This is a genomic window from Mesorhizobium sp. M7A.F.Ca.US.007.01.2.1, from assembly GCF_003998165.1.
Taxonomy (GTDB): Bacteria; Pseudomonadota; Alphaproteobacteria; order Rhizobiales; family Rhizobiaceae; genus Mesorhizobium; species Mesorhizobium ciceri.
Genome location: NZ_RZQP01000070.1, coordinates 16,510 through 27,093, shown reverse-complemented (window position 1 = coordinate 27,093; position 10,584 = coordinate 16,510). Strand labels below are relative to the sequence as shown.

Genomic DNA, 10,584 nt, shown 5'->3' with positions numbered 1-10,584 from the left:
CTGCTGTTCTTCGGCGGGAGCGGCCTGTTCGGCCGGCGCCTGTTCGGCCTGCTGCTGCTGATCACGCTTCTTCCGGCGCGGCTGCTGTTCCTCGGCGGGCTGCTCGCTCTGGGCAGGCGCGGCCTGCTGTTCAGGCTCGGCCTTCCTGCGCTCGTGTTTCTGTTCGGGTTCCGCCTGCTGCTTCTGCGCGCAGGCCTCGGCCGATTCGCCCTCGGCGCATGCTGCTTGCGCCAGGATGAATGGGGTTGCCGTGCGCTGGGCAAGACCGGACGCGACACTTCCCTGAAGCGGGAACGCGCCCAACGGCGCGGATGCCATCAACAGGCCAAGTGCGGTGCCTGCCAGAATCCGTGGTTGGCGTTTCATCGAAATTCTCCTTGTGGGGTCCCATCCTTGCCGAAACCGATCTTGTGCCGATTGGTTCCAGTCTGGCACGGATAGAGGCCGTACGGGGCGATTGACCGACCTTTTGAAGGCAACTTCATGTCATTCACCTGGCGATAGCCGCAATTGCGACCATTGCCGCGCTTGACCTTGCCCGCGGCCGGGGCCACATCCGGGAAATGGAAACGCCATTCTGGAAAACCAAGGCGCTGGAGGCGATGAGCCCGGCCGAGTGGGAATCGCTGTGCGACGGCTGCGGTAAATGCTGCCTGTCAAAGCTTGAGGACGAGGACACCGGCGAGATCTACTGGACCAGCGTCGGCTGTCGGCTGTTCGACGCCGAGACCTGCCGCTGTTCGGACTACGCCAACCGGTTGGCGCGCGTTCCCGACTGCGTCGGGCTGACGCCGCAGAATGTGCGAACCATCAGTTGGCTGCCCAGTACCTGTGCCTATCGACTGGTTGCCGAGGGCCGCGACCTCTACTGGTGGCACCGGCTGGTGTCTGGCAGCGCCGAGACCGTGCATGAAGCCGGCATCTCGATGCGCGGCCGGGTCAAAGCGAGTGAAACCGATCTTGCCGAGCCGGAAGACTATTTTGACTATGTGCTGGACGAGGAGCCGTAGGACCAGCGGCGGCGAGCAACAGCCTTACGTTCCACGACTTCCGGCCAATCCGCGGGCTCGGAATAGGGCGCCGAGTCAGGCATTCCGGCCTTCACCAAGGGCTGGGGACGGTGGCGAATGGCCGGAACTTCCTTCTTCCCGCCATATGAACCGGAGATGAACGGCAGGTTCGTAAAGAGTTCAGACAGGCAAGCGCATTCTCCCCCCATCGGTTCACGAGGACGGGCGAAGGCCCGCAAAAAGGAGAGAAGACGATGTTCAACACGATCAAGACGGCAGCCCTTTCGGCCCTGGTCGGTCTCGGCACGCTGGCGGCCGTTCCCGCCCACGCCGACAGCCTCTATCTCGGCTTCGGCAACAACAACGACCCGCGTTTCGGCGTCTATACCGGTGACGACGGTTATCGCCATCGCCGTGATGAACGCCGCGGCGACTGGCGCCGTGGCTGCTCGCCGGACCGCGCCCTCGACAAGGCCGAACGCATGGGTCTCCACCGTGTCCGCATCGTCGACGTCAACCGTCGTACGGTGAAGGTGGCGGGCCGCCAGGACGGCGACCGTGTCGTGGTGGTGTTCGCCAATGAGCGCGGCTGCCCGGTTATCTATCGCTGAGGTTCGACAATTAAGGCCGACCCTCTTTGAGGGTCAGCCTGGCAGCATGATCTTTAGCAAGATCAGCTGGGACTAGCGGAGCCCCTTTCCGGTTGAAGGGTGTGGCTCGAAAAACCCCGCGGGAGCAATCCCGCGGGGGTTTTCATGCGTGCTATTGGCTGGTGATGCATCGGTGGCTGGGCAAGACCCAGCCACGGATCCTCAGAGCCGCTTACTTCAGTTCGAAGGTGACGGTCACCTGGACATTGTAGGAATTCTCGCCGGCCTGCACGGGAGCCGCGCCACCCGCCGCGGCATCGAAGGCCTTGGCGTTGATCGGCATCGGCGCCGGCGCAATGTTCTGATCTGATATCTCGAGCACCCGGCCGAGGCTGGCGCCTGCGGCCTCGGCCAGCGTCTTGGCCTTGGCCATGGCGTTGGCGACCGCCTTCTTGCGCGCCTCGGTGACCGTGGCTGCCGGGTTGTCATTGGTGAAGGCGATGCCGCCACCCTGGTTGACGCCGAGCGACACCGCCTTGTCGAGTATCTCGCCGGTCTTGTCGACATCGCGCACCCGCACCGAAAGCGTGTTGGTCACCTGATAGGCGACGAGTTCGGCTTCCTGGCTACCGTCCGGCTTGTTGGTGTAGTTGTAGCGCGGGTTGATCTGGATGCCGGCGGTCTGCAGGTCCCGGTCCTTGATGCCGGCGGACTTCATCGCCGCGATCACGGCGGCCATGGCGTCATTGTTGGCGTCGAGCGCGGCGCGCGCGGTCTTGGCCTCGCGCATGACGCTCAGCGTCAGGACCGCCAGATCGGGGGCCACGGTTGCTTCGCCTTCGCCCGACACGATGATGCGGGGCGGCGTCGGCAGATCGGTGGCTCCAGCCATCGCCGGAAAAGCGATTGCAGCGGCGAGCGCGAGAGGCAAAAGATGTCTGGTCATGAAAATCTCCTTGGTCTGCGATCAAGTCGCAGACGTCGCGTAGAGCGCGATTATGGGTTGATTTGGGCGATCTGGGGAAGCCCGTCGGGAAAGCCTTGTGCCGCGATGCGAAAAACATTAATCCAGCCCGCGTGGGGCCTGTAGCTCAATGGTTAGAGCCGGCGGCTCATAACCGCTTGGTTGGGGGTTCGAGTCCCTCCGGGCCCACCATTACCTAAGTCTTTTATTATATTGTGTAATTATCGCCCTTTATCCAGAAACGCACACCTGGAGCGGGCGACGTATCTATGGCGCAAAGACTCGGGATTCTTCTTCCAGATGCGAATCCCTGCCGGGAACCTGGGGCTTCATTGCGGCCGAGACGATCCTGCACCAGAACAGGTGATCGCGTAAGCCTACATACATGGCAGACGGCACCGAACCCCAGAAGCACACCGGAGGCATGGGGGTGATCGCCGGAGCCTACGGTCTTGCACGATCGCCGGTGTCGCCCTGGCCTGAACGTCCCGGAAGCGCTTCATGATCATTATTCGGCTGTCGCCGTGAATTGCAGGGAGCCGTAGGGGTGTTGGTGGATGTTTCGTCTTCGCCATCTAGCGGATTGGTTTTTTGATAGTTACGCCCGCTTGTCGTCCGGATGGCCAAGCTCGCAGAACCACCCGCCCAGATACTTCACCGATGGCGCCTTGGGATCCGGAATCTGCGTCTTCGCCTCGACCGCTGCGCGGAATGGCTCGGCGCTGTCTTGCGGGATGAACCCCAGATGGTTGGCGCCGCTGTTGTCGACCATTTTCAGCTTGTTGTCGGATATGCCGAACGAGATTGTGTGCCCGACGCGCGGCGCCGTCAGTGCTGCTTCGACCAGACGAACGCAGTCGGCGAAGGAAAGATACGACCACAGCATGCGTCGGTCGGCCGGTTCGGGAAAGGACGAGAAGATACGCAGGCAAGCCGTCTCAATGCCGAACTTGTCCCAGTAGAGCCGGCTCAGGCTTTCGACGAAATTCTTCGACACGCCGTAGAGGCTGTCGGGGCGCACCGGCGCATCGACGCCGATACGGGCTTCGACTTCATGATAGCCGATGGCATGCACCGAGGAAGCATAGATAATCCGCTTCACGCCGTGTTTCCGGGCGCCTTCGTAGATGTGGTAGGATCCGCGAATGCTGGAATCCAGGATCGTTTGCCATTCGCATTCAAGCGGCGCACCGCCGAAATGCACGATCGCGTCGCAGTCCTTGGTGGCCGCAAGTGTAGCCTCCATGTCGGCGAGATCGAAGACCGCTTCTTCCTCGTGAGGAGCAAGATCGCCGAACGGTTCGCGACCCGCCAGGCGGATCGTTTTTGCCAGCGGCACCAGCCCCTTTCGCAGTTCCGAGCCAAGCCGGCCGGCGGCGCCGGTGATCAGGATGCGTTCGTAATGCGGCATGGTCTACTCCACTTGCGCGACGGCGGCGTTGATCCGCGCGATCGCCTCGGCAAGCACCTCCTCGCTGGTGGCGGTGGAGATACGAAAATAGGGTGAAAGTCCGTAGGCAGTGCCCGGCACCGAGGCCACGCGGCCTTCGTTCAGAAGATAGGTCGCCACCGCCGTATCGTCCTCCAGCATGACGCCTTTTGGGGTCCTGCGGCCGATCAGGCTGGCGCAACCGATATAGGCATAGAATGCGCCTTCCGGCGGCGGCAGCGTCAGGCCGTTGATGCGCCTTATGCCATCGACGACCAGGTTCCTGCGCGCCTCGAATGCATCGCGGAAACGAGCCACCTCGTCCTGCGGGCCGTTCAGTGCGGCGACCGTCGCCGCCTGGGCAATCGAGCAGACCGAAGTGACCGACTGGCTCTGGATGATCGACATCGCCTTGACGAGTGGTGCCGGGCCGGCTGCATAACCGACACGCCAGCCGGTCATCGCATAGGCCTTGGCCACACCGTTGACGATGAGGCTTCGGTCCTTGAGGTCAGGGCAGGCCTTGCCGAAGGATACGAATTCGCGGTTATCGAAGATGATGTGCTCATAGATCTCGTCCGACAGGATGAGCACCTGCGGATGCCTGGCAAGGACAGCGCCAAGCGCCTTGAGATCGTCGGCCGAGTAGACCGCTCCGGATGGATTGCCGGGCATGTTCAGGAACAGCCACTTGGTTCTCGGCCCGATCGCCTTTTCCAAGAGTTCGGGCGTCAGCCTGAAGCCGCCGCTTTCCCTGCATTCGACCGTGACGGGCGTGCCGCCTAGCAGCTTAACCATCTCAGGATAGGAGACGAAATAGGGCGCGGGCAGGATGGCCTCGTCGCCGGGTTCCAGCGTCGCCATCAGCGCGTTGAAGATGATCTGCTTGGCGCCGTTGGCCACGACGATGTCGTCGGCCGTGTAGTCCAGTCCGTTCTCGCGCCTGAACTTCCCGGCCACGGCCTCGCGCACTTCCGGCGAGCCGGCTGCGGCGGTGTAGAGGGTCTGGCCCGCTTTGGCGGCTGCATAGGCCGCTTCGATGATGTGGGCAGGCGTCGGAAAATCAGGTTCGCCAAGGCCAAGGTCGATGACGTCGACGCCTTTGGCCCGTAGCGCCTTGGCCGCCTGCGAGGCGGCCATCGAAGCCGACGGCTTGACCACGGACAGGCGCGAGGAAATGTAGCTCATCGGCTTTTCTCCGAAATATAGCCCCTGGACACGTCCTGTGCCCGCGCCTCCGTACTGCGCCTGGAGGGATCGCCATAGCCGCCACCGCCAGGAAGTTCCAGCACCAGACGACGCCCTGCCGGAACGTGCTGCCAGCCCTTCGGGCGCATCAGCGTGCCATCGTCGAGCCTGACGATGCCGGCTATCCCGTCCTTGCCGCCATCGCGTCCCTTGGCCGGATGCCTGACCCGGTCGAACATGGCGGAAAAATCGAACTCGTGGCCTTCAGTGGCCGCGATTTCGAGGATCTGGCCGAGGCCGCCGCGAAATTCCCCGTCGCCGCCGGAATCGGGACGCAGTTCCTTGCGCCAGATGACGATCGGCCCGGTGTGCTCGGTCGCCTCGATCGGCATGGTATGGACACCGGACGGAAAGGCGGTGGCGGACAGCCCGTCCAACGTCGGGCGCGCCCCCATGCCGCCGGAATTGAACATCAGCACCTCGGCGCGGCGTCCATCGCTCCCGGCGACCGGCCTGACCGAGATGTGGATGTTCCACAGTGCCGCCGCCCCTTCGGCAAGGATCTGGCCCGGCAGCGCCTTGGCCAGCGCGCCCAGCACCAGATCGGGCACCATATGGCCGATGACGTGCCGCAGGGAGACCGGCGCCGGCCGCGGGGCGTTCAGGATGTTGGTCGGCGACGATATAGTGAACAGAGCAAGCGAGGCCGCATTGTTCGGGATCTCCGGCGCCACGACGCATTTCAGGGCGTAGCAGGCATAGGCCTTGCTGTAGATGATCGGAACGTTGATGCCCCATCGGCTTGTCGGATCGGTGCCGGAGAAATCGACATTCAAATGGTCGTCCTCAATCGAGACAGCTGCCACCAGCTTGACCGGCGTATCGTAGCCGTCGGTCACCAACTCGTTCGACCAGGTGCCTTTCGGCAGCGCCTTGATGCGCTCCAGCGTCGCGTCATGCGTGCGCGTGAAGATGAACTTTCCCAGCCTGTCCAGCGATGCCAGGCCGATCTCCTTCATCATGTCGACCAGGCGGCGATGGCCGACCTCGTTGCAGGCGGCCAGCGAATAGAAGTCGCCGACGACCTGGTTCGGCTCGCGCACATTGGCGCGCAGGATCTTCACCAGATCGAGGTTCACCTTGCCGCGCTCGACGAACTTCATGATCGGGATCTGGATTCCTTCCTCGTAGACTGACTTGCCGTCGGCGCCGAAGCCACGTCCGCCAACATCGACCACGTGCGCGGTGCAGGCGAAGAATGCCACCAGTTCGCCGTTCAGGAACGAGGGCGAGACCATGGTGATGTCATGGAGATGGCCGGTGCCTTTCCAGGGATCGTTGGTGACATAGGTGTCGCCCTCGTACATCTCCTCGCGCGGGATCTCGTTCATGAACTGCAGCACGGCCTCGGCCATGGTGTTCACATGCCCGGGCGTACCGGTCACGGCCTGCGCCAGCATCTCGCCGCGCGGATTGAACACGCCGGCCGACAGGTCGCCCGATTCACGCACCGACGTGGAGAAGGCCGTACGCAACAGGGTCAGCGCCTGCTCCTCGACCACCGAAATCAGGCGATTCCACATCACCTGCATGCGGATTTCCAAGATGTCGCTCATGCCTGGACCCCTTTGCGGATCAGGAGGATCGAACCGTCGCTCTGTAGCGCGGCATCGAAGAGAGTGGTGACGACCGTCGACGTCTCACGCTCGACGATCACCGCCGGACCGCTGATGCGATCCCCTGGCGAAAGGTCGGCGCGTTCGATGATGGCTGAAACCTGGACGGTTCCGGTCGCCGGATCGAAAACCTCGCGCGTTTGCGAAGCGGCGACGGTCCTGGTCCCCATGGTGATCTCGTGCCTTGCGGGCGCCGGCCGCACGTCCTGCGCCTTGACCGACCAGGTGACGATCTCGATTTCCAATCCGTCGAGGCCATCAATGGCACGGCCGAAGAAGCGCGCATAATTGTCCCGGAAGGCGTCCTTGAGGCTCACCTCATCGCCGGGCTTGAACGCCCTGTCGGGCAGCGGCACCGGGATTTCCCAACCCTGGCCGGCATAGCGCATGAAGGCGGTGATCTCGCGGGTGATGGCATTGTTAGTGCCGGCTCGCACGAAGCTCTCGGCAGTCGTCTTCAGCCCGTCGAGCAGCGCATTCACCTCGCATGCATCGAAGCGCGACAGCCGCATCAGCTTGGAAGCCAGCGCCTCGTAGCCGAACGGCGCCTTGAGGAAACCGATGGCCGAGCCGACGCCGGCGCCTTGCGGGACAAGGCACTGTTCGACGCCAAGCTTCTCGCACAGCCGCGCCGCATGCAGGGGCGCTGCACCGCCAAAGGCGATCATGACATTGTCGGAGATGTTCTTGCCGTTTTCCACCGCGTGGACGCGGGCGGCATTGGCCATATTCTCGTCGACGACCTCGCAGATGCCGAAAGCGGCGGAAACGGAATTGAGCGAAAGCCGGGTGCCGACATCGCGGGTGATCGCCTGCTCGGAAGCCTGCGTGTCGAGCCTGATGGCGCCGCCGGCGAAATTGTCGGGATCGAGCTTGCCCAGCACCAGGTCGGCATCGGTGATGGCCGGGCGGCTGCCGCCACGCCCGTAGCAGGCGGGACCGGGTTCGGACCCGGCACTTTCCGGGCCGGTCTGGATGCGGCCCATGGCGTCGACCCAGGCGATCGAGCCGCCGCCGGCGCCGATCTCGATCATCTCGATGACCGGGATCGAGATCGGCATGCCGGAGCCTTTGCAGAAGCGATAGGTGCGGGCGACCTCGAAGGTCCGCGCCGTGCGCGGCGAATAGTCCTCGATCAGGCAGATCTTCGCGGTCGTTCCGCCCATGTCGTAGGAGACGACGGAGTCCAGGTCGAAGCGCCGCGCCACGTCGGCCGCAAAAATGGCACCGCCGGCCGGACCGGACTCGACCAGGCGCACCGGAAATTCGGACGCGGTTTCCACCGAGATCAGTCCGCCGCCCGAGTGGATCATGAACACCGGACAGTTCGCCCCCATCTCCTTCAGCCGCACCTGGAGGCGCACCAGATAGTCGGCCATCTGCGGCCGGACATAGGCATTGGCGCAAACCGTGTTGAAGCGTTCGAACTCGCGCATCTGCGGCGAGACCTCGGCGCTGATGGAAATCGGTATGTCCAGCTTTCTGGCGAGGATCGCGCGTGCCCGCTGCTCATGCCCCGGGTTCATGTAGGAATGGATGAAGCCGATGGCGACGGCGCCGAAGCCGCCCGCGGCGATGCCGTCGGCGATCTCGTCGAGCGCTGCTTCGTCCAGCGGCTGCAATTCCTTTCCGTCCGCGCCGATGCGCCCCTTGACCGTATAGCGATGCTCGCGCGGGATCAGCGGCGGCGGCAGCTTCAGGTTCAGATCATACTGTTCGAACCGGTTTTCCGTGCGCATCTCGATGACATCGCGAAACCCTTCGGTGGTGACCAATGCCGTCTTGGCGCCACGCCGTTCGATGAGCGCGTTGGTCGCCAGCGTGGTGCCGTGAATGACGATGTCGAGGTCCGCCAGCGTGATGCCGGCGTCGCGCACGACGATCTCGATCCCGTCGAGGATAGCCTGTTCGGGGGCGGCATAGTTGGTCAGGATCTTGGTGGAAAAGATCGTGCCGCGCACATCGACCACAATATCGGTGAACGTGCCGCCGATATCCGCGCCGAGACGGATGTCATTTGCCGTACTGGTCATGCGTTGGCCTTATGCGAAGCGAGCGCTGCGTCGCGCATTTGGGAAAGGGTTTGACGCGGCGTGATCGCCTCCGGGGAAATATCCAGCTCCAGGACCGCGCCGGTCGCGGATGCCAGCGCCCTGCCGAAAGCGCCGGCGAAATCGCTGGTCGCGCCGACCCGCTCGGCGTGGAAGCCATAGGCCCGGGCGATGCCGACGAAATCCGGGTTCTCGATGTTCGTTCCCGACACGCGCGCCGGATAGTGCCGCTCCTGATGCGCGCGGATGGTCCCGTAGATGCCGTTGTTCAGGATGAGGACGATCGGCTGCGCCCCGGCCTGCATCGCCGTCCCCAACTCCTGGCAGTTCATCTGGAAATCGCCGTCACCGGCAAAGCAGACCACCGTGCGTGAGGGAAAGGCCACTTTGGCCGCGATGGCCGCCGGCAGGCCGTAGCCCATGGCGCCGGATTGCGGTGCAAGCAGCCGCGCCTTTGGCCCGAATTTGAAGAACTTGTTTGGCCACACGGTGAAATTGCCGGCGCCGTTGGTCAGGATGACGTCGTCGGGCAGCGTTTCGCGCAGCCAGCGGCTGACTTCGACCATGTCGACCGGGCCCGGCTGGGCAGGCGCGGTGAACGTGCCCTCATAGCTTTGGCGTGCCTGCGACCGCCACGCGCCCCAGTCGCCCTTGACCGGCGAGAGCGCCTTGGCGAAGGCGTTCGGCCCGGCATGGATGCCAAGCGCCGGCACATAGATCTTGCCGATCTCGCGATCCGAAGCGTGGACATGGATCAGCTTCTGCTTCGGCTGGGGCACGGACAGCAGCGTGTAGCCATCCGTGGTCATCTCGCCGAAGCGCACATTGATCGCCAGGATCACATCGGCGTCCCGGATCAGCTTCTTGACATGCGGGACCATGCCGACACCGGCCTCGCCGACGAAGACCGGTGAGCCATTGTCGAACTGATCCTGGAAGCGGAACGCCGCGACCACCGGAATGTCGGAGGTTTCGGCGAAAGCCTGGAGCACGGCACGCCCGTCAGCTGACCAGTTGGCACCGCCGATCAGGATGACCGGTCTGCTGGAGGCGGCCAGCATGGACCGGGCCTCGGCCAGCGCATCGGCATCGGCCGCGGCCTCGAACACCCTGGCAGGCCCGCTGAGCGCCGCGACATCGGTCGGCGTGGTCAGCATGTTCTCGGGCAGGGCGATCACCACCGGGCCGGGCCGCCCGGTGAGCGCCGTGGTCCAGGCCCGGGCAATGATTTCCGGCAGGCGCTCGACAGCGTCGATCTCCACCGCCCATTTCGCCATCGTGCCGAACACCGCGCGGTAGTCGATTTCCTGAAACGCTTCGCGGCCGCGCATGTCGGTGCCGACCTGGCCGACGAACAGGATCATCGGCGAACTGTCCTGCATCGCCGTGTGCACGCCGATGGACGCATTGGCGACACCCGGTCCGCGCGTCACGAAGCAGATGCCCGGCGAACCCGTCAGCTTGCCATAGGCCGAGGCCATGAATGCCGCGCCGCCCTCGTTGCGGCACAGCACGTAGTCCAGCTTTCCACGAGTGTCGTGCAGCGCGTCCAGCACGGCCAGATAGCTTTCGCCCGGCACACCGAAACTCTTGGTCGCGCCGAGCGCGATCAGGCACTCGACAAGGAGGCGACCGCCATTGCGGATCATGCTGCGACATCCTTCATTCAGGCGGCA

Annotated in this window: 8 protein-coding genes, 1 tRNA gene and 1 pseudogene; 3 read left to right on the top strand and 7 right to left on the bottom strand. The window is 64.0% G+C overall.

Going from position 1 to position 10,584, the window contains the following annotated elements; all coding sequences use genetic code 11:
- Window positions 1-366 (bottom strand): annotated as a pseudogene (locus EN949_RS15200) (flagellar motor protein MotB); the annotation flags it as partial.
- A gap of 197 nt (window positions 367-563) precedes the next feature.
- Here EN949_RS15200 and EN949_RS15195 point away from each other — a divergent pair.
- Complete coding sequence (locus EN949_RS15195; protein WP_013530173.1) at window positions 564-1,010, top strand: YcgN family cysteine cluster protein; 447 nt, start codon at window positions 564-566, stop codon at window positions 1,008-1,010.
- A gap of 254 nt (window positions 1,011-1,264) precedes the next feature.
- The gene (locus tag EN949_RS15190; RefSeq protein ID WP_013530174.1) at window positions 1,265-1,621 is read left to right on the top strand and encodes a hypothetical protein; all 357 of its coding nucleotides are present in this window, start codon (window positions 1,265-1,267) and stop codon (window positions 1,619-1,621) included.
- Window positions 1,622-1,832: 211 nt separating this feature from the next.
- Here the strand turns inward: EN949_RS15190 and EN949_RS15185 are convergent, their stop codons facing one another.
- Window positions 1,833-2,546 (bottom strand): SIMPL domain-containing protein, encoded by a 714-nt coding sequence (locus EN949_RS15185; RefSeq protein ID WP_013530175.1) that lies wholly within the window; start codon window positions 2,544-2,546, stop codon window positions 1,833-1,835.
- 134 nt (window positions 2,547-2,680) lie between these two features.
- Here EN949_RS15185 and EN949_RS15180 point away from each other — a divergent pair.
- A tRNA-Ile gene (locus EN949_RS15180) sits at window positions 2,681-2,756 on the top strand.
- Window positions 2,757-3,162: 406 nt separating this feature from the next.
- Here EN949_RS15180 and EN949_RS15170 read toward each other — a convergent pair.
- From EN949_RS15170 to EN949_RS15150, 5 genes are read right to left on the bottom strand one after another with little or no spacing between them, the layout of a single operon-like run.
- On the bottom strand, window positions 3,163-3,975 hold the full coding sequence (locus EN949_RS15170) for an NAD(P)-dependent oxidoreductase (RefSeq protein ID WP_127367314.1): 813 nt from the start codon (window positions 3,973-3,975) through the stop codon (window positions 3,163-3,165).
- 3 nt (window positions 3,976-3,978) lie between these two features.
- A complete protein-coding gene (locus tag EN949_RS15165; protein WP_013530392.1) occupies window positions 3,979-5,181 on the bottom strand; it encodes a pyridoxal phosphate-dependent aminotransferase in 1,203 nt (400 codons plus the stop codon).
- On the bottom strand, window positions 5,178-6,797 hold the full coding sequence (locus tag EN949_RS15160) for a hydantoinase B/oxoprolinase family protein (RefSeq protein ID WP_127370992.1): 1,620 nt from the start codon (window positions 6,795-6,797) through the stop codon (window positions 5,178-5,180). Before EN949_RS15160 ends, EN949_RS15165 begins: the two co-directional genes overlap by 4 nt.
- Window positions 6,794-8,890, bottom strand: a complete 2,097-nt coding sequence (locus tag EN949_RS15155; RefSeq protein WP_013530394.1) for a hydantoinase/oxoprolinase family protein — start codon at window positions 8,888-8,890, stop codon at window positions 6,794-6,796. Before EN949_RS15155 ends, EN949_RS15160 begins: the two co-directional genes overlap by 4 nt.
- Window positions 8,887-10,557: a thiamine pyrophosphate-binding protein gene (locus EN949_RS15150; RefSeq protein ID WP_127367401.1), complete on the bottom strand. Its 1,671-nt coding sequence runs from the start codon at window positions 10,555-10,557 to the stop codon at window positions 8,887-8,889. The genes EN949_RS15155 and EN949_RS15150 overlap by 4 nt, the downstream gene beginning before the upstream one ends.
- Between the last annotated feature and the right edge of the window lie 27 nt (window positions 10,558-10,584).

Bases quoted from the DNA above. Each gene is read 5' to 3' on its own strand.
- EN949_RS15185 (WP_013530175.1), bottom strand. From the start codon at position 2,546: ATGACCAGACATCTTTTGCCTCTCGCGCTCGCCGCTGCAATCGCTTTT.
- EN949_RS15170 (WP_127367314.1), bottom strand. From the start codon at position 3,975: ATGCCGCATTACGAACGCATCCTGATCACCGGCGCCGCCGGCCGGCTT.
- EN949_RS15160 (WP_127370992.1), bottom strand. From the start codon at position 6,797: ATGAGCGACATCTTGGAAATCCGCATGCAGGTGATGTGGAATCGCCTG.
- EN949_RS15195 (WP_013530173.1), top strand. From the start codon at position 564: ATGGAAACGCCATTCTGGAAAACCAAGGCGCTGGAGGCGATGAGCCCG.
- EN949_RS15155 (WP_013530394.1), bottom strand. From the start codon at position 8,890: ATGACCAGTACGGCAAATGACATCCGTCTCGGCGCGGATATCGGCGGC.
- EN949_RS15190 (WP_013530174.1), top strand. From the start codon at position 1,265: ATGTTCAACACGATCAAGACGGCAGCCCTTTCGGCCCTGGTCGGTCTC.
- EN949_RS15165 (WP_013530392.1), bottom strand. From the start codon at position 5,181: ATGAGCTACATTTCCTCGCGCCTGTCCGTGGTCAAGCCGTCGGCTTCG.
- EN949_RS15150 (WP_127367401.1), bottom strand. From the start codon at position 10,557: ATGATCCGCAATGGCGGTCGCCTCCTTGTCGAGTGCCTGATCGCGCTC.